At 70.6% G+C, this 22,814-nt stretch carries 22 protein-coding genes; 15 read left to right on the top strand and 7 right to left on the bottom strand.

The window, feature by feature from the left end; genetic code table 11:
• Nucleotides 1-74 precede the first annotated feature (74 nt).
• Nucleotides 75-842 (top strand): SDR family NAD(P)-dependent oxidoreductase, encoded by a 768-nt coding sequence (locus IF88_RS0133770; protein ID WP_030721383.1) that lies wholly within the window; start codon nucleotides 75-77, stop codon nucleotides 840-842.
• Here the strand turns inward: IF88_RS0133770 and IF88_RS0133765 are convergent.
• Nucleotides 839-1,510: a polysaccharide deacetylase family protein gene (locus IF88_RS0133765; RefSeq protein ID WP_030721380.1), complete on the bottom strand. Its 672-nt coding sequence runs from the start codon at nucleotides 1,508-1,510 to the stop codon at nucleotides 839-841. The two genes, IF88_RS0133770 and IF88_RS0133765, sit on opposite strands and share 4 nt — an antisense overlap.
• Nucleotides 1,511-1,669: 159 nt before the next feature.
• Here IF88_RS0133765 and IF88_RS0133760 point away from each other — a divergent pair, with 159 nt between their 5' ends.
• A complete protein-coding gene (locus IF88_RS0133760) occupies nucleotides 1,670-2,254 on the top strand; it encodes a Uma2 family endonuclease (protein WP_030721377.1) in 585 nt (194 codons plus the stop codon).
• A gap of 74 nt (nucleotides 2,255-2,328) precedes the next feature.
• On the opposite strand, the gene IF88_RS0133755 is transcribed toward IF88_RS0133760, so the two are convergent.
• The gene (locus tag IF88_RS0133755) at nucleotides 2,329-3,522 is read right to left on the bottom strand and encodes an RtcB family protein (protein WP_030721366.1); all 1,194 of its coding nucleotides are present in this window, start codon (nucleotides 3,520-3,522) and stop codon (nucleotides 2,329-2,331) included.
• A 191-nt stretch (nucleotides 3,523-3,713) separates the two neighbouring features.
• On the opposite strand from IF88_RS0133755, the gene IF88_RS0133750 reads away from it, so the two are divergent.
• The 3 genes from IF88_RS0133750 (at nucleotide 3,714) to IF88_RS0133740 (ending at nucleotide 7,002) form a co-directional block, all read left to right on the top strand.
• Entirely contained in the window at nucleotides 3,714-4,604 is an 891-nt protein-coding gene (locus tag IF88_RS0133750) for a hypothetical protein (RefSeq protein ID WP_037808027.1), read from the top strand.
• Nucleotides 4,605-4,718: 114 nt separating this feature from the next.
• Nucleotides 4,719-5,495 (top strand): DUF3558 domain-containing protein, encoded by a 777-nt coding sequence (locus IF88_RS0133745; protein WP_030721360.1) that lies wholly within the window; start codon nucleotides 4,719-4,721, stop codon nucleotides 5,493-5,495.
• 172 nt (nucleotides 5,496-5,667) lie between these two features.
• Nucleotides 5,668-7,002, top strand: coding sequence for a DUF2637 domain-containing protein (locus IF88_RS0133740; protein WP_063754875.1), 1,335 nt, complete (start codon nucleotides 5,668-5,670; stop codon nucleotides 7,000-7,002).
• 108 nt (nucleotides 7,003-7,110) lie between these two features.
• Here IF88_RS0133740 and lysS read toward each other — a convergent pair whose 3' ends face one another.
• Entirely contained in the window at nucleotides 7,111-8,838 is a 1,728-nt protein-coding gene (lysS, locus tag IF88_RS0133735) for a lysine--tRNA ligase (RefSeq protein ID WP_030721354.1), read from the bottom strand.
• Nucleotides 8,839-9,029: 191 nt separating this feature from the next.
• Between lysS and argS the strand changes: the two genes are divergently transcribed.
• The 4 genes from argS to IF88_RS0133715 all read left to right on the top strand — a co-directional run bounded on the left by argS (nucleotide 9,030) and on the right by IF88_RS0133715 (nucleotide 13,844).
• Nucleotides 9,030-10,790, top strand: coding sequence for an arginine--tRNA ligase (argS, locus tag IF88_RS0133730; RefSeq protein ID WP_030721351.1), 1,761 nt, complete (start codon nucleotides 9,030-9,032; stop codon nucleotides 10,788-10,790).
• A gap of 151 nt (nucleotides 10,791-10,941) precedes the next feature.
• Nucleotides 10,942-12,432, top strand: coding sequence for a hypothetical protein (locus IF88_RS42540; RefSeq protein ID WP_030721348.1), 1,491 nt, complete (start codon nucleotides 10,942-10,944; stop codon nucleotides 12,430-12,432).
• Nucleotides 12,433-12,518: 86 nt separating this feature from the next.
• Entirely contained in the window at nucleotides 12,519-12,998 is a 480-nt protein-coding gene (locus IF88_RS0133720; RefSeq protein ID WP_051838013.1) for a DUF3995 domain-containing protein, read from the top strand.
• A gap of 48 nt (nucleotides 12,999-13,046) precedes the next feature.
• Nucleotides 13,047-13,844, top strand: coding sequence for a VOC family protein (locus IF88_RS0133715; RefSeq protein ID WP_030721343.1), 798 nt, complete (start codon nucleotides 13,047-13,049; stop codon nucleotides 13,842-13,844).
• A 49-nt stretch (nucleotides 13,845-13,893) separates the two neighbouring features.
• On the opposite strand, the gene IF88_RS0133710 is transcribed toward IF88_RS0133715, so the two are convergent.
• The 3 genes from IF88_RS0133710 to IF88_RS0133700 are packed head-to-tail and all read right to left on the bottom strand — an operon-like array spanning nucleotide 13,894 to nucleotide 17,086.
• On the bottom strand, nucleotides 13,894-16,275 hold the full coding sequence (locus tag IF88_RS0133710; protein ID WP_051838012.1) for a tetratricopeptide repeat protein: 2,382 nt from the start codon (nucleotides 16,273-16,275) through the stop codon (nucleotides 13,894-13,896).
• Nucleotides 16,275-16,679: a hypothetical protein gene (locus IF88_RS46910; RefSeq protein WP_158754746.1), complete on the bottom strand. Its 405-nt coding sequence runs from the start codon at nucleotides 16,677-16,679 to the stop codon at nucleotides 16,275-16,277. Before IF88_RS46910 ends, IF88_RS0133710 begins: the two co-directional genes overlap by 1 nt.
• A 35-nt stretch (nucleotides 16,680-16,714) precedes the next feature.
• Nucleotides 16,715-17,086, bottom strand: coding sequence for an ATP-binding protein (locus tag IF88_RS0133700; RefSeq protein WP_030721335.1), 372 nt, complete (start codon nucleotides 17,084-17,086; stop codon nucleotides 16,715-16,717).
• 140 nt (nucleotides 17,087-17,226) lie between these two features.
• Here IF88_RS0133700 and IF88_RS0133695 point away from each other — a divergent pair, with 140 nt between their 5' ends.
• The 4 genes from IF88_RS0133695 to IF88_RS0133680 are packed head-to-tail and all read left to right on the top strand — an operon-like array spanning nucleotide 17,227 to nucleotide 20,258.
• Nucleotides 17,227-18,051, top strand: coding sequence for a helix-turn-helix domain-containing protein (locus IF88_RS0133695; RefSeq protein ID WP_030721333.1), 825 nt, complete (start codon nucleotides 17,227-17,229; stop codon nucleotides 18,049-18,051).
• On the top strand, nucleotides 18,048-18,293 hold the full coding sequence (locus IF88_RS0133690) for a DUF397 domain-containing protein (protein WP_030721331.1): 246 nt from the start codon (nucleotides 18,048-18,050) through the stop codon (nucleotides 18,291-18,293). Before IF88_RS0133695 ends, IF88_RS0133690 begins: the two co-directional genes overlap by 4 nt.
• Nucleotides 18,290-19,504: a hypothetical protein gene (locus IF88_RS0133685; protein WP_030721330.1), complete on the top strand. Its 1,215-nt coding sequence runs from the start codon at nucleotides 18,290-18,292 to the stop codon at nucleotides 19,502-19,504. The genes IF88_RS0133690 and IF88_RS0133685 overlap by 4 nt, the downstream gene beginning before the upstream one ends.
• On the top strand, nucleotides 19,488-20,258 hold the full coding sequence (locus IF88_RS0133680) for an alpha-ketoglutarate-dependent dioxygenase AlkB (protein WP_199808176.1): 771 nt from the start codon (nucleotides 19,488-19,490) through the stop codon (nucleotides 20,256-20,258). The genes IF88_RS0133685 and IF88_RS0133680 overlap by 17 nt, the downstream gene beginning before the upstream one ends.
• Here the strand turns inward: IF88_RS0133680 and IF88_RS0133675 are convergent.
• Nucleotides 20,241-21,017, bottom strand: a complete 777-nt coding sequence (locus IF88_RS0133675; RefSeq protein ID WP_030721325.1) for a TetR/AcrR family transcriptional regulator — start codon at nucleotides 21,015-21,017, stop codon at nucleotides 20,241-20,243. The two genes, IF88_RS0133680 and IF88_RS0133675, sit on opposite strands and share 18 nt — an antisense overlap.
• Nucleotides 21,018-21,120: 103 nt before the next feature.
• Between IF88_RS0133675 and IF88_RS0133670 the strand changes: the two genes are divergently transcribed.
• Entirely contained in the window at nucleotides 21,121-22,056 is a 936-nt protein-coding gene (locus IF88_RS0133670; protein WP_030721322.1) for a daunorubicin resistance protein DrrA family ABC transporter ATP-binding protein, read from the top strand.
• Nucleotides 22,053-22,808 (top strand): ABC transporter permease, encoded by a 756-nt coding sequence (locus IF88_RS0133665; RefSeq protein ID WP_030721320.1) that lies wholly within the window; start codon nucleotides 22,053-22,055, stop codon nucleotides 22,806-22,808. Before IF88_RS0133670 ends, IF88_RS0133665 begins: the two co-directional genes overlap by 4 nt.
• Nucleotides 22,809-22,814: the final 6 nt, after the last annotated feature.

The following is a 22,814-nucleotide window of genomic DNA, read 5'->3' as shown; positions in this document are numbered from 1 at the left end:
GGCCGCCGGGTCCCGCCTATGCTGGCGGGTAATCGCCCGTACGAACGACCTACGCACGACCGAGGAGCCCGCAGATGAGCACCGCACCGGCCACCCGAACCGCCGTCGTCACCGGCGCGAGCAGTGGCATCGGCGCGGCCACCGCCCGGCAGCTCGCCGCAGCCGGCTACCACGTCGTCCTCACCGCCCGCCGCAAGGACCGCATCGAGGCCCTCGCCGCCGAGCTCACCGACGCCGGCCACTCCGCGGCCGCCCACGCCCTCGACGTCACCGACCGCGCCGCCGTCGACGCCCTCGCGGCCTCCCTCGACCGCTGCGACGTCCTCGTCAACAACGCGGGCGGCGCCCTCGGAGCCGAGCCCGTCGCCACCGGCGACCCCGCCGACTGGCGCACGATGTACGAGGTCAACGTCATCGGCACCCTCAACGTCACCCAGGCCCTGCTCCCCGCCCTCACCGCCTCCGGCGACGGCACGGTCGTGGTCCTCTCCTCCACCGCCGGCCACTCCACGTACGAGGGCGGCGCCGGCTACGTCGCGGCCAAGAACGGCGCCCGCGTCCTCGCCGAGACCCTCCGCCTGGAGATCGTCGGCCAGCCCGTACGCGTCATCGAGATCGCCCCCGGCATGGTCAAGACCGACGAATTCGCGAAGACCCGCTTCCGCGGCGACGCCGAGAAGGCGGAAAAGGTCTACGCCGGCGTCGCGGAACCCCTGTCCGCCGACGACGTGGCCGACACCATCACCTGGGCCGTGACCCGCCCCAGCCACGTCAACATCGACCTCCTCGTGGTCCGCCCCCGCGCCCAGGCCTCGAACACGAAGGTCCACCGCGAGTTCTAGGCCAGCCCGGCCGCCTTGAGGTGCGGCATGAGGGCCGCGGGTTTCAGCCCCGCGGCCTTCGCCGCGCCCAGCGCCCGCTCCAGATCCGCCGCCAGCGTCGGCGTGAAGTGCAGCAGCACGATGTCCCCGGCCTTCAGCCGCGGCGTGGGCGGGGTCTCGCCCCAGGTGGTGAAGTCGTGCGTCCACGTCACGAGCGCCTTCACCCCGCACGCCTTCGCCGCGAGCCGCACCTCGTCGTTCACGGCTCCGTACGGCGGCCGCAGCAGCTTCGGCGCCCGCCCGAAAACGTCCTCGATCCGCTCCCCCGCCCCGCACACCTCGGCATCCTTGCCGACCGCGTCGAGCGTGGTCAGGTCCGGATGGCTGACGGTGTGGTTCTCCACACTCGCCCGCCCCTCCTCCGTGAGCCGGGTGAAGTACCCGGTGTCGTACGAGATCGCCTGGGGCAGCAGGAACAACGTCACCGGCACCCGCTTCTCCAGCAGGATCCGGGCCGCCTCGGGATCGTGGTTCCACCCGTCGTCGATCGTGATGAACACGACCTTCTCCCGCGTCGGCACCTGCGCCACGACACCAGGCAACCCCACCCCCGCCTGCGCGGACCCAGCGGCCCCCAGAGCGAGCGACCACGCCGCGACCAGGGCGACGACCACACGAGATCTCCCCATGCCACCCACCCTGGTCTAGACCAACTCGCGGGTCAACCCTCTTACCCTGAGCGGAAGTTGCCGATCCACGCTTCCCGAGGCCCGTATGGGTGAATCCACGTGAAATGTCAGCGGGCGCGGCTACCCTCCGAAAGCGTGAGCCGCGAAAAGGAGGAAGCTATGGCCGTGATACAGCACGAGACCACGATCGCGGAGGCCGCCGATCGACTCTCCAAGGAGCTTCCCGGACATCGAGTGGAAATCCTCCAGGGGAGGCTCACCGTGACACCACCTGCCGACGGCCCTCACGCCGAATCATTGACCTGGCTCATCGAGGAGCTCTTCACGGCCGGGGCCCGACAGGTGGGCATCAAGTACCTCCAGGGCATCGGCCTATGGCTGCCGTCGGGACCGACCGACTACGCGATTCCGGACCTCTCGCTCGTCGAATCCGACTATCGAGATGCGCACGTCGAGAAGAACTGCTTCGCGCCCCACACCTTCCGCATGGTGGTAGAGGTCACCTCGTCCAACTGGTCCGACGACCTCGGCACCAAGGTCGACTGCTACGCCCAGGCCGGCATCCCGGTCTATCTCGTGGCCGACCGCCGCCACGACGAAGTGGTCCTCCACACCGACCCCCGCGGCGGCGAGTACCGCTCCCGCAAGGCTTTCAAGCGAGGCACGTCCGTCCCCCTCCCCGAATCACTCGGCATCACCCTCGAACTCCCGGTGGACCGCCTGCTCGACGGCGACGAGGACTGACCTCACGCGGAGGGGCCCGGACCGATCGTGATCGGTCCGGGCCCCTCCACTCCCCCGACAGCCCCTCCCGGGCCTCAGCCCTTCACGCAGATGACCTGCTTGAGCTTGGCCACGACCTGGACGAGGTCGGTCTGCTGGTCGATGACCTGCTCGATCGACTTGTACGCGCCCGGGATCTCGTCCACGACGCCCGAGTCCTTACGGCACTCCACGCCCTTGGTCTGCTCCACCAGGTCGCGCGCCGAGAACTTCTTCTTGGCCGCAGTCCGGCTCATCTTCCGGCCCGCGCCGTGCGAGGCCGAGTTGAACGACTTCTCGTTGCCGAGGCCCTTCACGATGTACGAGCCCGTGCCCATGGAGCCCGGGATGATCCCGTAGTCGCCGCTGCCGGCGCGGATCGCACCCTTGCGCGTGACCAGCAGGTCCATGCCGTCGTACCGCTCCTCCGCCACGTAGTTGTGGTGGCAGCTGATCTCGCGGTCGAAGGAGACCTTCGCCTTCCGGAACTCCTTGCGCACGACCTCCTTGAAGAGGCTCATCATCGCCGCGCGGTTGTATTTGGCGTACTCCTGGGCCCAGAAGAGGTCGTTGCGGTACGCCGCCATCTCCGGGGTCGCGGACAGGAACACCGCCAGGTCCCTGTCGACCAGGTTCTGGTTGTGGTCCAGACTGCGAGCTACGCCGATGTGGTACGCGGCGAGCTCGTTGCCGATGTTCCGGGACCCGGAGTGCAGCATCAGCCAGACCGAACCTGCCTCATCCAGACAGAATTCGATGAAGTGGTTGCCGCTTCCGAGCGTTCCAACCTGCTTCGTGGCACGTTCCTGGCGGAATTTGACCGCATCGGTGAGGTAGTCGAACCGTGCCCAGAGGTCCTCGTACCCCGCCTCGGAGAAGCCGTAAAGGCGTGAGGGGTCCACCGCCTCCTTGTGGAGGCCCGCGCCCACCGGGATCGCCTGCTCGATCTTGGAGCGGAGCCTGGACAGCTCCCCCGGAAGGTCGTTCGCCGTCAGGGACGTCTTCACCGCCGACATGCCGCAGCCGATGTCCACGCCCACCGCCGCCGGGCAGACCGCGTCCTTCATGGCGATCACCGAGCCGACCGTGGCGCCCTTGCCGTAGTGGACGTCCGGCATGACGGCCAAGCCCTTGATCCACGGGAGGGTGGCGACGTTGCGCAGCTGCTGCATCGCGCCGTCCTCGACCGACGCCGGGTCCGTCCACATCCGGATCGGGACGTTCGCCCCGGGTACCTCTACATACGACATACGGAATCAATCCCCCGAAAACCACAGAAAAGTCAGAATGCGCAAAAAGCCTCGCTCTTGATCCCAAATACGACAGGGGACCGGCGCCAGCACCAGCGTGTGCGATAGACATTGTGTCCAGCCGTGACCAAGTAGCGGCAACGCATTTTCCTGACCGCCGGGGGCCCGGCGGTCGAAGGGGGCCAGTGGACGTGCAGCGCAAGGCGGTACGGCGAGGGTCGCGGATCCTGCCAGGCATCGCGGTGCTCACCGCGCTCGCGGCCGGCGCGCTCGGCCTGACCGGGTGCACCGGCGGGAGCAGCGGCGGCGGCACCACCGACTCGAAGGCCGGCGGCAACCCCGCCGTGCCCGCCCAGCCGGGGAAGTACCGCAGTCTGCCCGCGCCCTGCAAGGCCGGCGTCGACAGCAAGAAGCTCAAGGCCATGCTGCCGGCCGGTGACAGCCTGACCCCCGAGCAGCGCGACCAGCTGTACGCGGGCGTCGCGGACGCCTCGTACGACGGCGACCGGCACGTCGGCTGCCGCTGGACCGCGCAGTCGCCCGAGGAGACGCGGCTGCTGTCGGTCGGATTCGAGCGCGTGGTCTCGTACGACCGGGCCACCGCCAGCGACGACGACAAGGCGAGGCAGGTCTACGTACGCCTGCTGACCGACGCGCACCTGCCCTTCCCCGGGCCGGCCCCGAGCGCGAGCCCCAATCCCGCCACTCCCGCCACTCCCGCCACTCCCAACCCCTCCGCTCCCAACCCTGCCGCCCCCGATCCCGCAGCTCCCTCAGCCTCCGCCACGCCGCCGGCCGGCGCGCCGACGCCCGCCGCGAGCCCGTCCGCCCCGGTCGAGCTCGGCTCCCGCGTCCTGGAGGGCCTCGGCAGCGACGCCTTCATCGAGGACAAGCTGAGCCCGGCCGGGGCCACGGCCGCGCAGGCGCGCACCGTGCGGATTGTGTTCCGTACCTCGAATGTCATCGTCAAGGTCGAGTACAGCGTGCAGCCGGCCCTGCCCGGTACGGTGCCGCCGAGTGCGGAAACCCAGGACAAGGCAAGGCAGTTGGCGCAGGCCCTGGTGGAGCGTTTCAACGAGTGAGCGGCGCCCGCCGCCGCCGGGCGTGACGCCGCGCACAGCAGGCGGGCACCCGATCGGGCTACCGTTGCCCGGGTCCCGCGTCCGAAGTAGACCCTCACACGCACTGAAGGAACCATGCACCGATCAGCCTCGCGCCTCACCCGCGTTCTCGCCTGCGCAGCCGTCCCGGTGATCCTCACCGTCGCCGGCTGCTCGTCCGACTCGGGCAAGGACTCGGGCTCGAACGACGGCAAGAAGTCCAGTTCCTCCTCGTCGGCCAAGCCCAACGCGAAGTCGTCCGCACCGCTGGAGAAGGCGGCTTTCGCCACGCTTCCGGACCCCTGCAAGGCGCTCGGGTCGGCGACGATAGACACGGTCGTCCCGGAGGCGAAGGACAAGAACGGTACGGGGACCAAGTCGAACGACCTGACCAGCCGTGCCGGCTGTGCCTGGAACGGCCTGCAGTCGGACGGCCTGAAGGGCTCGCAGTACCGCTGGCTGTCGCTCTCCTTCTTCCGGGCCGACTCGCACACCTCGCTCGGCAGCGCCAACAAGCGCGCCGAGGAGGAGTACAAGAAGCAGGTCGAGAAGGCGAAGGCGTCGGAGGGCGCGCAGGACCTGAAGGCCGAGGGCACGGAGGGGATCGGCGAGCAGGGCACGTCGGTCGTCTACACGGTCAAGAAGGACGTCGACTTCTTCAACACGACGATCGTGGCGCGCAACCAGAACGTGGTGGTCACGCTCGACTACAACGGCGCCGCGTACGAGGGTGCGGGCGCTCCGGACCAGGCGAAGCTGCTCCAGGACGCCGTCGCGGCGGCCAAGGAGGCCGTGGCCTCGGTCGACGCCGCGAACAAGCAGCAGGCCGAGCAGCCGCAGCCGGAGCAGCCGCAGTCGCCGCAGCCCCAGTAGCCGCCGCAGCCCCGGTAGTGGTCACGGTGAAGGCCGCGGGGCGGGGTGGCGGGGCGGGGCCTCTGGGGCGCTGACATCCAGTCACCCGTACGCTGTGCCTGCCGCAGCTCGGTAAAGGCTCGGTAAGCACTTCAGCGCTCGGTATGTGCTCGACAAGGGGAGGGGATCGCGGGTGGCCGCGATGCAGCTGACTCGTACGCACCGGATACTCATCGGCGTCGTGGTCGCGGGAGCCGTGGTCATCGCGGGGATCGGCTTCGCGGGCTCGTACGCCGCGGTGCGCGCCCTCGCCCTGCAGAAAGGCTTCGGCAGCTTCTCGCTGGTGTTCCCGATCGGCATCGACGCGGGCATCTGTGTGCTGCTCGCGCTGGACCTGCTGCTGACGTGGCTGCGGATCCCCTTCCCGCTGCTGCGTCAGACGGCCTGGCTGCTGACCGCGGCCACCATCGCCTTCAACGGGGCGGCTTCCTGGCCCGACCCGCTGGGCGTCGGCATGCACGCCGTGATCCCGATCCTGTTCGTGGTGACCGTGGAGGCCGCCCGGCACGCGGTGGGCCGGATCGCGGACATCACCGCGGACCGGCACATGGAGGGTGTGCGCATCACGCGGTGGCTGCTGTCGCCGATACCCACCTTCAAGCTGTGGCGCCGGATGAAGCTGTGGGAGCTGCGCTCGTACGAGCAGGCGGTCGGCATGGAGCAGGACCGGCTGATCTACCAGGCCCGGCTGCAGGCGCGGTACGGGCGCTCCTGGCGGCGGAAGGCGCCGGTGGAGGCGCTGATGCCGCTGAAGCTGGCCCGGATCGGTGTGCCGCTCAAGGAGACGGCCCCGGAGGCGCTGGCGGTGACGGGCATCGAGCCGGCGGTGTTGCCCCCGCTGGATCAGCAGGGTGCGGCGGCCGGCGCTCCGGCGCTGGTGGCCGCGGCGGCCGCGCCGGGGCCGGCCCAGCAGGCGGAGCAGGCCCGGCAGGCCGCCGAGGCGCAGGGCGTGGTGCCGGGGCCCCCGGTGGTGCACGGCCCGCCGCCGTTCGCGGTGGAGCCGACGGCCATGCCGGCGGCGCACGACAGTGCGTGGTTCGCGGCGCCGAAGGCTCCGCAGGCGGCCTACGAGGGCGGGTACAACCCGCAGTACGTCGAGGGGCTGGAGCCGACTCCGGTCCTGCCTCCGATGGGGCCGGAGGAGCAGCAGCCGGTGCGGCAGGACCTCCCGATCCCGGCGCCCCGCCAGGAGGACCTCCCCCAGGGTGCGCCGGCCGCCCAGGGGCAGCAAGCTCCGGAGGAGGGCCCGCAGACGCCCGACGAGGCCGAGTTCGCCGAGGTCGCGTACAAGGTGTTCTGCGCGCTGTCCGACGAGAAGCAGGACTACCCGTCGGCCGAGGCGCTCGACATACACCTCTCGGACGGCTACGGCGTGACCCACCCGCGCAGCGGTTCCCTGCTGCGCCGGATGATCCCGGCGTTCAAGCTGCGCTACAACAAGGAACGCGAGGCCGAGCACATCGCCTGAGCGGCCGTGCGCGCCGCCTGGGGCACCTTGCCCGGAGTGCACCGTTCGACCATGCGGAAGGGCCCGCACCCCGAGGGGTGCGGGCCCTTCCGCGTGGTTCCCGCGGTCTCAGACGGCGAGCAGCTTGCGCACCCGGTCCGCACCCACGGCCAGCAGCAGCGTGGGCAGTCGCGGCCCGGTCTCCCGGGTCACGAGGAGCCGGTAGAGCAGGGCGAAGAAGGTCCGCTGCGCGACCTTGAGCTCGGGCGTCGGCTTGGCGTCGGGCTCCAGGCCGGCCATGACCTTCGGGACGCCGTAGACGAGCGTGGTCAGCCCGTCGAGGGACCAGTGCGAGTCCAGGCCCTCCAGCAGCAGGCGCAGCGACTCGCGGCCCTCGTCGTCCAGGGACGACAGCAGCTCGGTGTCGGGCTCCTCGCGTACGAGGGTGCGCTGGTCGGCCGGGACCTGGGTGGTGATCCAGTTCTCGGCGCGGTCCAGGCGCGGCCGTACCTCGTCGAGGGAGGTGAGCGGCTGCGTCGGGTCGAGGTCGGTCAGGATGCGCAGGGTCTGCTCGTCGTGGCCGGCGGTGATGTCGACGACGGACGCGAGCGTCCGGTACGGCATCGGCCGCGGGGTGCGCGGCAGCTCGGCGGCGGCGGTGCGCACGGCGCGGGTGTGCGCGGCGGCGTCGGCGGGCAGGACGGAACCGTCGGCGACCTTGGACTCCAGCTTGTCCCACTCGTCGTAGAGCCGCTGGATCTCCTGGTCGAAGGCGATCTTGAAGGACTGGTTGGGGCGGCGGCGCGCGTACAGCCAGCGCAGCAGCTGCGGCTCCATGATCTTCAGCGCGTCGGCCGGGGTGGGGACCCCGCCCTTGCTGGAGGACATCTTGGCCATGCCGCTGATGCCGACGAAGGCGTACATCGGTCCGATCGGCTGTTCGCCGCCGAAGATGTGCACGATCTGGCCGCCGACCTGGAAGGACGAGCCGGGCGAGGAGTGGTCGACGCCGGAGGGCTCGAAGATGACGCCCTCGTAGGCCCAGCGCATGGGCCAGTCGACCTTCCAGACGAGCTTGCCGCGGTTGAACTCGCTGAGCTTGACCGTCTCGGTGAACTCGTCCTCGGTGCAGACGTAGGTCATCTCGGTGGTCTCGTCGTCGTACGAGGTGACCTTGGTGAAGTCCTTGCCGCATTCGCCGCAGTACGGCTTGTACGGGAAGTAGCCGCCCTCGCCGGTGCTGCCGTCGTCCTCGGCGGCGGCGCCGGAGCCCTCGGCGGCCTCCAGCTCGGCCTCGTCGACCTGCTTCTGCTGGGGCTTCTTGCCGCCCGGCTTCTGCTTGGTGCGGTACTGGTCGAGGACGGCGTCGATGTCGCCGCGGTGCTTCATCGCGAACAGGACCTGCTCGCGGTAGACACCGGTGGTGTACTGCTCGGTCTGGCTGATGGGGTCGTACTCGACGCCCATCTCGGCCAGTGCCTCGACGAAGGCGGCCTTGAAGTGCTCGGCCCAGTTCGGGTACGCCGATCCGGCGGGGGCTGGCACGGCGGTCAGCGGGCGCCCGATGTGCTGGGCCCACGACTCGTCGATGCCGGGCACGCCCGCCGGGACCTTCCGGTACCGGTCGTAGTCGTCCCAGGAGATGAGGTGGCGGACCTCGATGCCCCGGCGGCGGATCTCGTCCGCGACCAGGTGCGGGGTCATGACCTCGCGGAGGTTGCCCAGGTGGATCGGGCCGGAGGGGGAGAGTCCGGACGCGACGACGACAGGTTTGCCGGGTGCTCGGCGCTCCGCCTCGGCGATGACCTCGTCCGCGAAACGGGAGACCCAGTCGGTCTCGGTGCTGCTCTGAGCCACGACACGTCCTTCTATCTCGAATGCTGGCTTCAGCCATTCTCCCAGACGGAACGGGCCGCTCCGGGGTTGCTTCCGCCCAGTGATATCCCGCGAAACGGATGGCGCCCGCGTGGGATACTCGGCACTTGTCGGAAGACCCAAGTACAGCCCAAGTACAGCCCAAGTACAGAACCTCACAGGAACGGCAGCTCATGGCCTCGGTCCCTTCGCTCGCTTCGTCCGTCAACCAGCGCGTCGCCGACGCCCTTGCCTCCGCCCTGCCGGAGGCCGGTGGCGCGGACCCGCTGCTGCGACGAAGCGACCGGGCCGACTTCCAGGCCAACGGCATCCTGGCGCTCGCGAAGAAGGCGAAGGCCAACCCGCGCGAGCTGGCGACGACCGTGGTCGAGGGCATCCCGACCGGTGACCTGATCCAGGGGATCGAGGTCTCGGGCCCGGGCTTCCTCAACATCACCATCACCGACAAGGCGATCATCGAGACCCTGGCGGCGCGTGCGCTCGACGACCGTCTCGGTGTGCCGCTCGCGGCGAACCCGGGCACCACGGTGATCGACTACGCGCAGCCGAACGTCGCCAAGGAGATGCACGTCGGGCACCTGCGGTCGGCCGTGATCGGTGCGGCGATGGTGGAGATCCTGGAGTTCACGGGCGAGAAGGTGGTCCGTCGCCACCACATCGGCGACTGGGGCACGCAGTTCGGCATGCTCATCCAGTACCTGCTGGAGCACCCGCACGAGCTGGACCACAAGTCCGACGAGGAGGTCTCCGGCGAGGAGGCCATGTCCAACCTCAACCGCCTGTACAAGGCCTCGCGCGGCCTCTTCGACTCCGACGAGGAGTTCAAGACGCGGGCCCGGGCCCGGGTGGTGGACCTCCAGGCGGGCGAGCCGGAGACCCTGGCCCTGTGGCAGCGGTTCGTGGACGAGTCGAAGATCTACTTCTACTCCGTCTTCAACAAGCTGGACATGGACATCCAGGACCCCGACGTGGTCGGCGAGTCCGGCTACAACGACATGCTGGTGGAGACCTGCAAGCTGCTGGAGGAGTCGGGCGTGGCCGTCCGCTCCAACGGCGCGCTGTGCGTCTTCTTCGACGACGTCAAGGGCCCGGACGGCAACCCGACCCCGCTGATCGTGCAGAAGTCGGACGGCGGCTTCGGCTACGCGGCGACCGACCTGTCGGCGATCCGCGACCGCGTGGCCAACCTGGGCGCGACCGAGCTGATCTACGTGGTCGACGCGCGGCAGTCCCTGCACTTCAAGATGGTCTTCGAGACGGCCCGCCGCGCGGGCTGGCTGAACGACGAGGTCAAGGCCGTGCAGCTGGCCTTCGGCACGGTCCTCGGCAAGGACGGCAAGCCGTTCAAGACCCGTGAGGGCGAGACGGTCCGGCTGGTGGACCTGCTGGACGAGGCCATCGACCGCGCGGCGGCCGTCGTACGGGAGAAGGCGCAGGACCTGTCCGAGGCCGAGATCGGCGAGCGGGCGGTCCAGGTCGGCATCGGCGCGGTGAAGTACGCGGACCTCTCCACGTCCGCGGCGCGCGACTACAAGTTCGACCTGGACCAGATGGTGTCGCTGACGGGTGACACGTCCGTGTACCTCCAGTACGCGTACGCCCGTATCCAGTCCATCCTGCGCAAGGCCGGGGAGGCGAAGCCCGCTGCCCACCCGGAGCTGGCCCTCGCCCCGGCCGAGCGTGCGCTGGGTCTGCACCTGGACCACTTCGGCGAGCTCATCGCCGAGGCGGCGTCGGAGCACGCGCCGCACAAGCTGGCGGCGTACCTCTACCAGCTGGCGTCGTTCTACACGACCTTCTACTCGGAGTGCCCGGTCCTGAAGGCGGACACCCCGGAGCAGGTCGAGAACCGGCTGTTCCTGTGTGACCTGACGGCCCGCACCCTGACCAAGGGCATGTCCCTCCTCGGGATCCGGACGCCCGAGAAGCTCTGAGGTCCGGACTCCGGACAGAACGCACCAAAGGTCAACGACCCCGGCAGCCGCTGCCGGGGTCGTTGGCGTTTCGTGATGTTTAAGCCATCAACCTTCCTGCCACCCCCGTTAATCTGATCATGTTCAAAAGAAGATGTATGGGGGGAAACAAATGAAGAAGATCAAGCGCATGGCCGCGGTCGCCGCGGTCGCCGTGGCCGGACCGACCATCCTGACCGCCACGCCCGCCATGGCCGCCGACCAACCGGCCGTGATCGTTCCTGATGTGGCGCCGAAGGACGACGCCACCGCCGACGCCGGTGCGCCGACCACGCCCGTCGCCGAGAAGCCCGTCGCGGAGAAGCCCGCGCCGGTCGCGGAGAAGCCCGCCGCGGACAAGCCGGCGCCCGTCGTCGAGTCGCCCGGGCCGACCACCCCGGCCCCGGCGCCCGCCGAGCAGCCCGCGAAGGACGCCAAGCCCGCCGGGGACGAGCAGCACGCCGATTCCGACGGCATCATGATGGGCCCCGACGTCACCGTCGCGGGCATCCCGAAGAACGGCTTCAAGCCGGGCGGCGACTGGACCCAGCTGAAGGTCACCGTCGACAACTCGGGCGGCGACTGGGTCAACGGGCTCCAGCCCCGCCTCTCGGTCGACAAGGCCGGCGGCAAGCTGAAGGCCAGCCACTACGAGATCGAGTCGCGCATCGTCCGCGCGGACGGCAGCAGCTACTGGTGGCCCGCCACGGCGCTCGACAACGAAGTCGACGACACCAGCATGAGCGACTACTTCATCGGCACCGTCGGCACCCTCGACCGCGGCGCGAGCTACGACCTCGACGTGCGCATCCGCTTCACCGCGGACGCCCCGCGCATCAACTTCGACATGGCCTCCGACGCCGTGAGCATCAGCGCCGACGGCTGGAAGTACGGCCCCAGCAGCTGGTACGGCGCCAAGATCGAAGGCGCGGAGGACGGCGAAGAGGACCCGTTCGTCGAGGGCCCCGCGCTGACGGTGAACGGCGTACCGGAGACCGTCAAGGCCGGCGGCGACTGGACCAACCTGTCCGTCCACGTCGACAACTCCGGCAAGAAGGCCCTGGACGGCTTCGACGTCGGCCTGGTCCTGGCCCGGCCGGACTGGGTCCCGATGAAGGGCTCCCAGGTCAAGGTCGAGGTCCTGAGCAAGGACAAGAACGGCAAGGCCGGCTGGCACGAGGCCGAGATCCGGTCCGAGGAGGAGGGCGTGTTCCTCGGGGTCGACCTCGCGGGCGGCCCCGTCGCGGCCGGCCAGAGCTTCGACATCCAGGTCCGCATCCGCCTGACGGCCGACGCGCCGCTCGGCGATCTCCGCATCTCCTCCTGGGGCTCGTCCCAGGTCGGCCCGGAGACCCCGAAGCCGTGGGCGACGTCGCGCTCCAAGTCCCGCCTGACGAAGATCGTCGCCGCCGACCCGGCCACCGGTGACAACGGCAACCAGCCGAAGCCGAACGGCGGCTCCAAGCCGATCGTCGACGACACCACCGGCCACACCGGCGGCGAGCTCGCCGCCACCGGCGCCGACGCGGCCACCACCTGGGCACTCGGCGGCGCGGGCGTGGCCCTCGCCATGGGCGCCGCCCTGGTCGCGGGCACCGGCCGCCGCCGCCGCGCCACCGCCTGAGCCGACACCACGGCTCCGGTCGGCACCTCGGCCGTGTGACGGGGCCCACAGGGAATGTTCTTGCTGTGGGCCCCCTCTTTCGAGGCATGAAGACCGAAACCACCACCCGGCGCCGCGCCGGACACGCCGTCGCCGCCCTCCTCGCCGCCGACGGACTCCTGCACCTGTACTGGGCCACCGGCGCGACCTGGCCGGCCGCCGACGAGCGGGCGCTGTCGCTGGCCGTCCTCGGCCTGGAGACCTCCTTCGGGCCCCGGGTCGTGCTGCCGCTGGCCGCCGTGACCCTGGTGGGCGCCACCGCGGTCCTGGCCCACTCCCGCGGCCGCGGCGGCCGGCTCACGCGGGCCGTCACCGCCGCCGTCGCCACGGGACTGGCCGTACGGGGCCTCGCGGGCCTCGGCTGGGCGGCCGGGCTCCTCGACAGCCCGGCCGACAGCCCCTTCCACGCCCTCAACCTCGCGCTGTACACGCCCGCTTGCCTGGTCTTCGGCTGGGCGGCCACCCGGCTCGCACTCATGCCCGCCGTTCACCCGAAGGGCCCGATTGTGTCCGTGCACCCCGGGTAGGGGACGGCCCGTCCTTCCCCCCGACCACCGGAGGCCTCCGTGCCCGACATGAACGGCCCCTACAAGCCCGGCACCCCCTGCTGGATCGACCTGATGGTCCCCGACCAGCGGGCGGCCCTCGACTTCTACGGCGACCTCTTCGGCTGGCAGGGCGAGATCGGCCCGGCCGAGCAGGGCGGCTACTCCGTCTGCACCCTCAAGGGCAAGCCGGTCGCCGGCATCATGAAGGCGAGCAACCCGGACGGCACCGTCCCGGACCCGATGCCGCCGACCGCGTGGACCACATACCTGGCCACCGACTCCCTCGACTCCACCCTCAAGCAGGTCACCGACGCGAGCGGCACGGTGATGATGGGCCCGGTGGACGTCATGGACCTCGGCCGGATGGCCGTGATCACCGACCCCACCGGCGCTGCCGTCGGCCTGTGGCAGGCCGGCACCTTCGACGGCGCCGGCATCGTCAACGAGCACGGCGCCCTCATCTGGAACGAGCTGAACACCGCCGACGTCCCCGCCGCGGCGGCCTTCTACACCGCCGTCCTGCCCGTCACCACGGCCCGGTCCACGATGCCGGACGCCGGCGACTACACCGAGTTCCAGGTCGACGGCCGCGCGGTCGGCGGGATGATGGACCTGGCCAAGCTGCCGGCGGGGGTGCCGCCGCACTGGATGCCGTACTTCCACGTGGACGACGTCGACGAGATCCAGGCCGCCGTCGTACGGGCCGGAGGCAGCGTCAAGGCCCCGGCCTTCGACATGGTGGCGGGCCGCATGGCCGTCCTCGCCGACCCCCAGGGCGGCGTCTTCTCGGTGATCAAGGCGACCGCCCCGGAGCAGGTCGGCTGAGCTGACCTGATGTCACCCGGCGCACGGGGAACCCTCCCCCGTGCGCCCCTCACCTCGTGAACCGGTGCCACCAGCGGCGGGGCCGCCGGGCCGCCTCGCGCATGTCCGCGGCCTCCTGCCTGCACTTGGCCTCCCGCTTCGCGTCGCCGGCCGCGGCGAAGCCCGCCGCGGCCCGCTCGAAACCCTCCGCCGCCTCCGCAAAGCGGCCCAGACCGCCCAGGGTCCCGGCCAGTGCCCGCACCGCAGCGGCCTGGTCCTCCACAGTGTCCAAGAGCGCGCAGGCCCGCTCGTGCGCCTCCAACGCCTGCGTCCACCGCCCCTCCCGCTGGTGCAGCACGCCGAGGTTGATCATCACCACGCCTTCGCCGTCCCGGTCTCCCCCTGCGGTGAAGAGGCTCAGCGCCTCCTCGAAACGGGCCCGCACCTCGTGCGACGAACCCGCGGACAAAAGCGATAACCCGATCCGGTTCAGGATCCACGCCATGCGGGTCCGGTAGCCCAGATCCCGCACGATGACGAGTGCCTCTTCCCATACGACCAGGCACTCCTCGCCCCGTCCCGCCGCCCAGAGCGCCTCACCAAGTGCGTCCAGCACGATGACCTCGCGGTGCCTGTCGCCCAGCTCCCGCATGAGGGCGAGAGACTGCCGGTGCATGGCGATCGCCTCGTCCAGCCGTCCCAGGCGCTGGAGGTCGCTGCCCAGCGCCAGCAGCACCACGGCTTCCGCGTGCAGGAACCCCTGCTCGCGGTGGATCTCCAACGCTCGCTGGTGAGCTTGCCGCGCCTCCTCCAAACGGCCCGCGGTAGCGTACGAGGTGCCCAACAGGGTCAGCGCCCTTCCCTCCCCGTCCCTGTCAGAGGCCTCGCGGAACAGGGCGAGGGCCTCCGTCAGCCGCTCGGTGGCCTCCCCGTCGTCCGCCTGCCACAGTGCGCTGCCCAGGTCGCACGTCGCGACGGCGATGTCGCCGGGACTGCCCGTCGTGCGCACGGCCGCGAGAACGTGGCGCGCCATCAGCAAGTGTTCCTGCGCGTGCCCGTAGAGCTGGAGGTACGGAGCCAGGAGGTCGGCCAGTTCCACGGCGGTGTCCACCCGACCGGAGTCGGCGGCGGAGCCCACGGCGGCAACCAGCAGCGGACGCTCCGTGTCGAGCCAGTCCAGCGCCTGCGCCACCGACGGCAGTCCCGGCCCGCTGCTGCCCGGACTGTTCACGCCCAGGACCTCCTGCGCCACTTCGGTGTCGAAGACCAGGCTCGCCAGGAAGCTGTCCGTCGCCTCCTCCCGCCCGTCCGCCTCGGCGCACTCCTCGCCCCGCTCCAGCGCGTACAGCCGCAGCAGGTCGTGCATCCGCCACCGCCCCGAGCCCACCGGCTGCTCCGTCAGCAGGCTGGCCCGTACGAGCGCGGCCAGCTTGGGCCGTACGTCCTCGCCCTCGCCCGTGAGCAGGCCTGCGTACTCGGTACGGCAGTCCGGGCCGGGGTTCACCGTCAGCAGCCGGAAGATCCGCGCCTGGTCGGCGGGCAGCCGCGCGTACGAGAGGTCGAACGCGGCCCGCACCCCCACCGGTACGCCGCCCTCGTCGAAGGTCAGCGCCTCCAGCCGGCTCCGGGTTTCGGCCAGCCGCTCCGCCAGCTCCCCCGCGGACAGTCCGGGATCGCCCGCCAGCACCGCCCCCGCCACCGCGAGGGCCAGCGGCAGCCGTCCGCACCGCCGCGCGATCCCGGCCAGCGCCTCGGGCTCCCGTACGGGCCGGGGGTCGTCCGGCCACGCGCGCAGCACCGCGTCGGCAAGGAGTTCGGCCGCGGGCTCCTCCGCCAGTTCGTCCAGCGGGAGCACCCGCCCCGCGAACCCGGGCGCCACGAGCCGGTGCCGCGAGGTCACCAGCAGCCGGTGCACTTCGGCGGCCGGTACGAGGTCGCGCACCTGCCCGACCGCACTCGCGTCGTCGGCCACGATCAGCACGCGCTGCCCGGCCTGGGCGAAGGCCGCCAGCTTCGCCCGGTACAGCGCCAGCCGGCCCTCCTGCGACTCCGGCAGGTCCGTGTCGCGGACGCCCAGGTGGCGCAGCATCTCCTGGACCGCCTGCGGCCCGCTCACCCCGCCGTCGGGGGCGTAGCCGCGCAGCGACAGGAAGAACACGCGGTCGCCGAACCAGCCCAGTTCCACCGCCCGGTGGGCCGTGGACACCGCCAGCGCGCTCTTGCCGACGCCGGCCAGCCCGGCCACGACGACGACGCGCGGGCCGCCCTCCGCGAGCAGTCCCACCAGTTCCTTGGCCGACCCGTCGCGCCCGACCAGGGCCGGGGGCGCGTCGGGCAGGCCGAGCAGCGCCCGGGGCGCGGGGCCGGCGCCGGCCGCGTAGGTGATGTGGTCGCCGGCGACCTGGGTGATCCGCGCGTTCCCGTCGGCGCGGGCCCACTGCTCCTTGCCCACTAGGGGGTGGGGGTGGTGGGCGTGGTGCCCGTGCCCGTGCCGGGGGTCGGGTCGGCGGTCTGCCGCACCCGTGAGTCGCCGTCGGCCCGTGCCCGCTGGTCCACGACGTCCGGCGCCGAACCTCCGCCGGACTGGGTGATCCGGCCGGTCCCGGAGGCGCGGGCCCGTTGCCGTACGACGCTCTGTCCGGCGCCGGCGGCGCCCGGCCCGCTGCTCGCCCACCAGGCCCCGGCCAGGCCGAAGGCCGCCGCCATGGCCCCGGCGAAGCCCGCGGCGGCCGCCACCTTGTCCGAGTCCTTGTCCGGCAACCAGCCGAAGGGGTCCGCCTGGCCCAGCTTGAAGCTGAGCAGGAACACGATCGCCGTGCCCCCGATGACGACAGCCCACCGCAACGGACGTGACACTGGCCCCCCTTGATGCGTCTTCCGAGCATCCGAAGCTAGCAGGCACCCCCGCGGAACTCGCACCAGACGACCTTCCCGGGCGTCCGGGCCAGCACCCCCCACTCGTCGGCCACTGCGGCGACGAGCGTCAGCCCGCGCCCGTGCGGTCCCCCGGTGATCCGGGAGAACCCGGGCCCGCTGTCGTGCACCTCGACCCGGACGGTCCCGTCCTCGAAGCCGAACAGCCGCAGCAGGTAGCCGCGGCCGCGCGGGACCCCGTACCGCAGCGCGTTGGTCGCCAGCTCGCTCACGCAGAGCAACATGTCGTCGAGGCGTTGGGTCGCCCCCCATGCCCGCAAGGTGTCACGCGTGAAGTGGCGCGCAGCTGCGACGGATCGGGGTGAGCGCAGGTAGAGACGCTCGCGCATGAGCGCCGCCTGAATAGTTGGATTCACGGGACGATCGTCGCGTTGCGTGACTAGCGTGTGGCTGCGCGCCGACCCGTACTCCTTGATGAGTACGGGTCCGCGCGGGGTATTCCGCGTACGTGGGTGGGGAGTTCGCTGTCATGCCACCGAGGAAACGAGTACGGCCGAACGCGACGACCATGAAGATGGTCGGCGCGATGGTGGCCGCCGCCCGCATCGCCAAGAACCTGACCCAGAAGCAACTCGGAGAGCTGGTCCGGCTGGATGCGGAGACCATCGCGTCCATCGAACAGGGCCGCCGCGCCCTGATGCCGAACGTTGCCGAGCTGATGGACCAGCACCTGGGGCTGCCCGCACTGCTGACCGTGGCGGCCCACGGCATGCCGGCGATCGACGCGACTCCGCCGTGGGCCGAGGAGTACATGGACCTTGAGGAGAATGCGATCGCACTCTCCTGGTTCGACAACCAGGTGGTGCCGGGCTTGCTCCAGACGGAGAACTACGCCCGGGCCGTCTTCAGGTGCCGTGTCCCGGCGCACCCTGAGGCGGAGATGGAGGCGCTGACGGCCCGCCGCATCGCACGCCAGCAGATTCTGCGCCGCAGCACGCCACCGACCCTGAGCTTCGTCATCTCGGAGGCCGTACTCCGCGACAGGCTTGGCGGAGACGATGTGTACGAGGAGCAGCTGCGCCACCTCCGCGCCTGCGCCGACCTGCCGGACGTGAGCCTCCAGGTGATGCCGCTGGGCCGGACCTCACACGCCGCTCTCGACGGCCCGTTCATCCTCCTAGAAACGCCGGACCACCAGCACCTCGGCTATACCGAAACCCAACGCGGCAGCCAGCTCATCTCCGACGCCGATGAGGTCAGCATCATGGCGCGCAAGTATGCAATGCTGCGGACTCAGGCCCTCAACACCGAGCAGACACGGGGCCTGTTGAGCCGCCTGCTAGGAGAGACATGAGCGCCGCGACCTCACTGAAGTGGTTCAAGTCCAGCTACAGCGGCAGCGAAGGCGGCGCCTGCCTGGAAGTCGCCGTGGCCTGGCGCAAGTCCTCGTACAGCAGCAGCGACGGCGACAACTGCGTCGAGGTGGCCGCCTCCGCGAGCCAGGTGCACGTCCGGGACTCGAAGGTCCAGGACGGCCCCGTCCTGGACCTCGCGCCTGCGAGCTGGGCGGCGCTGACCGGCTGGCTGGCTCGATGACGGAAGCCTGCCTCGATGAGGCGAGCAACGTACTGGTCGCGCCTTCGACGTTGCGCGACAACGACTTGGGCAGGGACTTCTTCGGGTCCGTGATCACGCCGGAGGACCTCGCCTCCGGTGCGATCGACCTCGCGCGGAAGACCGTCTACCTGTGTGGCGACGTAGCCACAATCCACAGCGGCCTACTGGACACGGCGGAGCGGGTGTTCGTCGTCCGGGAGCTGTCGCGCGGTTACCGCGAGGACGCCGACACGCCCTGGGCCCTCGTCGGTCTCGGCCGGGTTCCCGTCCGGGTGCACGGTGCCGGCGTGTTCTACCGCCGCTTCTTCGAGCTCGACGACGATCACTTCGGGCGGATCCGCGCGGAGCACGCCTTCCAGTCCCTGACGGAGTCCACCAAGCCCGGAACGGCCCATCGCAGCGGAATCTATCTGACGCCCGTCGAGCAGAACGGCGACGAACTGCATTTCCGCCTGCTCCGGTGCTCCACGAATCTCTCGGGGCCGACCGAAGGCTTTCGTACGACCGACACCCGCATCGTCGAGGCTCTGAATCGCGAGGCCGCCACCGTATTCCGGGGCCACGCACCGCTGAATCACGTCCTCGCGCAGATCTACCACAACACGCATGCCACGGCCGAGCGCAAGCAGTCCAAGGCCAGGATTTCGGCGCATGCCGACAAGACCAAGGACATGCCCGTCAACGGCGTCATGGCCTTCTGCACCTTCTATGACGGGCTCGAAAAGCTGCGGCCCTTGGCCGAAGACGCTTTCGACTACGGCGTGAAGCGTGCCAGCGGGCTGACCAGACTCCACTTTCGCCTCAAGGAGCCGATCGAGGAACGCGACGGGGTCGCGCTCCCCCCGCAGTTCGCCCTGACTCTCTACCCCGGCTCCGTTTTCTTCATGCCGCTGTCCACCAACCGCCTGTACACGCACGAAATCCGACCCTCGACGTTGGGCGCCGAGATGCTCCCGACCCGCCTTGGGTACGTGGTGCGCTGTTCGAGTGCCGAAGCCGTTCACAAGGACGGCCACACGTTCCTCAAAACGGCCGGGGATCCGGTGAAGCTGGGGCCGCCCACGCCAGAGGGCATGGACGAGCTGCGCAGGCTGTACGCCGAGGAGAACCGGACCTCGTCCTTCATCGACTACGGCGACGCATTCCTCTTCAGCATGAACACGGGAGACTATGTTGCCCCCCGCGTCTAGGATCTCGGATGAGATCATCTCGCACTCGTTGCCGACCGCGCAGGATCTCTTCGCGGAGCTGTCCACGTCGGCTCTTCTGGAAGACGTGGGAAAGGGCCGGCGGGGTGCCGTGCTCACCCGGATCGACGAGGCGGGGGGTGTGCCTCTCGTACGCACCACCACTCAATACGGCAGCCCGACGCAGCGTTTCCGCGCGGTGCATGAACGGCTGGCGCAACGGATTCAAGAACGTACGGCGATCCCGGTCGGCTTCAACAACGCTCTCATCGAGAGCTATACGAATGCGTACAGGACCATGGGCAGCCATTCCGACCAAGCCCTGGATCTGGCCGAAGATTCCTTCATCGCCGTCTTCTCCTGCTACCGGCATCCCGAAGCGGGTCCACCGCGGAAGCTGATGTTCGAATCGAAGGGGTCCGCTGTCGACACGTTCGAGATCCCTCTCGCCCACAACAGCGTTGTCGCATTCTCGGTCGAATCGAATCGGCGGTTCAAGCACAGGATCGTGCTGGACACGCCCGTCCCGACAGCGGACAACCAATGGCTGGGCGTGACGTTTCGGACGTCGAAGACCTTCGTCCGGTTTCGTGACGGACAGGCGTACCTCCCGCAGGGCGCGCGCCTCACATCGGCCGACGACGAGCAGAGGCGCGAGTTCTACCGGCTACGGCGCCGCGAGAACGGGGAAACGGACTTCGTCTACCCTCCGCTGACGTACACCGTCAGCGAGAGTGATCTACTGCCGCCCGTCTGACCTCACCGGAGCCGCCGCCAGCGGGGCCAGCCCGTCCAGGATGCGGTTCAGGCCGAAGCGGAACTGGAAGTCCGGCTCGCCGGAGCCGCTGAACGCGTCCGAGTCCAGCAGCCGCGTCACCGCCGGGTGGCTGTCCGGTCCGGTCATGAGCCGCAGCGTGCGGACGTACTGGCCGAGCGCCTGCTCCGGGGCGACCCCGGACTTCACGATGGCGTCCATCATGTCGGCGGCCATCGTGGCCTCGTTCCGTACGAGGCCCCCGATCAGGATGATCGTCGAGAGCTTCTCGCTCTCCTTCAGGGACGTGCCGGCCATCGACGCGAGGCCCCGGTCCATCCAGGCCAGCTGGTTCGGGGAGACGGGCGCGGCGGTGATCGGGATGCGCAGGATCCAGGAGTTGGCCATCAGGACGGCCCGCTGCGCGTACGCCCAGTTCGTCAGCAGCTCGCGCCAGCCCCACCCCTGCGCCTCGGGCGGCAGCGGCGGCGGGGCGCCGACGCCCGCGTCCGCCATGAGGACGTAGAGCTCCTCCTTCGCGGCGACGTAGCGGTAGAGGGACATCGTCGAGACGCCCAGTTCCTTGGCCACGCGGCCCATGGAGACGGCGTCCACGCCCTCGGCAGCGGCCAGCGCCACCGCCGCCTCCACGATCTTCGGCAGGGTGAGCGTGGGGCGCGGCCCCTTGCCGGGGCGTTCGCGCAGGCCCCAGGCCATTTCCAGGCTCGCCGGGAGCCCTGTCCCGCTGTCCTCGTCCGCCATGACCGCCCGCTCCTCGATTGACCACCATCCTAGTTCTGTGTATTACTTACGCAGAAGAGCGTATGGCATACGCAGAAACAGCCCGGGAAGGGAGCACATCCCCATGACCCCGCACGCCTCCGGTGACCTCGGCATCCACGCCACCGGCCTGACCAAGGCCTACGGTGACCTCCGCGTCCTCGACGGCATCGACCTCGCCGTCCCGCGCGGCAGCGTCCTCGCCCTCCTCGGACCCAACGGCGCCGGAAAGACCACCACCGTCCGGATCCTCGCCACCCTCACCACCGCCGACTCCGGCACCGTCCGCATCGCCGGACACGACACCGTCACCGCACGGGCCCGCGTCCGCGAACTCATCTCCCTCACCGGCCAGTTCGCCGCCCTCGACGAGCTCCTGACCGGCAGCGAGACCCTGCGCATGATGGGCCGGCTCGCCGGGCTCTCCCCGCGTACGGCCCGCGCCCGCGCCGACGAGCTCCTCGCCCGCTTCGGCCTCACCGAGGCCGCCGGCCGCACCGCGAAGACGTACTCGGGCGGCATGCGACGGCGCCTCGACCTCGCCGCGAGCCTCGTCTCCCGCCCCGAGGTGGTCTTCCTGGACGAGCCGACCAACGGCCTCGACCCGCGCAGCCGCCAGGACCTGTGGGACCTCGTACGGGAACTGCGCGCCGACGGCACCACCGTCCTGCTCACCACCCAGTACCTGGAGGAGGCCGACCGGCTCGCCGACCGCGTCGCCGTCCTCTCCGGCGGCCGCATCGCCGCCGAGGGCACCCCGGCCGAACTCAAGGCCCGCGTCGCCGGACACCGCCTGGACCTGACCCTCACCACCGGCGCCGCCTACGAGGCCCTCGCCCCGCGCGCCGTCCACCTCGACCCCGACGCACTCACCCTCGGCCTGCCCACCGACGGCACCGCCACCCACGTCCGGGACCTGCTCGACGAACTCGACCCGGACCGCACCGCCGTGGACCGCTTCACCGTCCGCAGCGCCACCCTCGACGACGTGTTCCTCACCCTGACGGGAGCCGACCGATGACCGCCGTGCCCGTGAGCGCCTTCGCCCTGGCCGGCCGCAGCCTGCGCATCAGCAGCCGCCGGCCCGACGCGCTGATCGCCGCCCTGATGCTGCCCGTCATGCTGATGCTGATCTTCGTCTACTTCTTCGGCGGGGCCATCGACACCGGGACGGCGTACGTGACGTACGTGGTGCCGGGAGCCATGCTGCTCTGCGCGGGCTTCGGCGCGGCCTCCACCGCCGTCAGCGTCGCCGAGGACATGACGAACGGCGTCATCGACCGCTTCCGCTCCCTCGACATCGGCGGCATCCCGATCCTCGCCGGACACGTCGCGGCCTCGGTCCTGCGCAACCTGCTCTCCACCACCCTGGTCCTCGCCGTGGCCCTCGCCATCGGCTTCCGGCCCCAGGCGGGCCCGGCCGCCTTCCTCGCCGCGGCCGGCCTGCTGCTGACGTACATCACGGCGATCTCCTGGCTCGCCGCCGCACTCGGCCTGCTCGCCAAGTCCCCGGAGGCGGCGGGCGGTTTCACCTTCCTGATGATGTTCCTGCCGTACCCGTCCAGCGCCTTCGTCCCCATCGACACCATGCCCGGCTGGCTGCACGGCTTCGCCGACCACCAGCCGCTGACCCCCGTGATCGAATCCCTGCGCGCCCTGCTCCTGGCGCAACCCGCCGGGGACGCCCCCTGGGTGGCCCTGACCTGGTGCGCGGGCATCACGGCCGCGGCCGTGGCCCTGTCCGCTGTCCTGTTCCGCAGCAGGACGCGCTGAGGGGCT

It is taken from the genome of Streptomyces sp. NRRL F-2580 (genome assembly GCF_000720115.1).
Taxonomy (GTDB): Bacteria; Actinomycetota; Actinomycetes; order Streptomycetales; family Streptomycetaceae; genus Streptomyces.
Note: the sequence above shows the minus strand (reverse complement) of the source record. Positions and strands in the feature narration are given on the sequence as shown.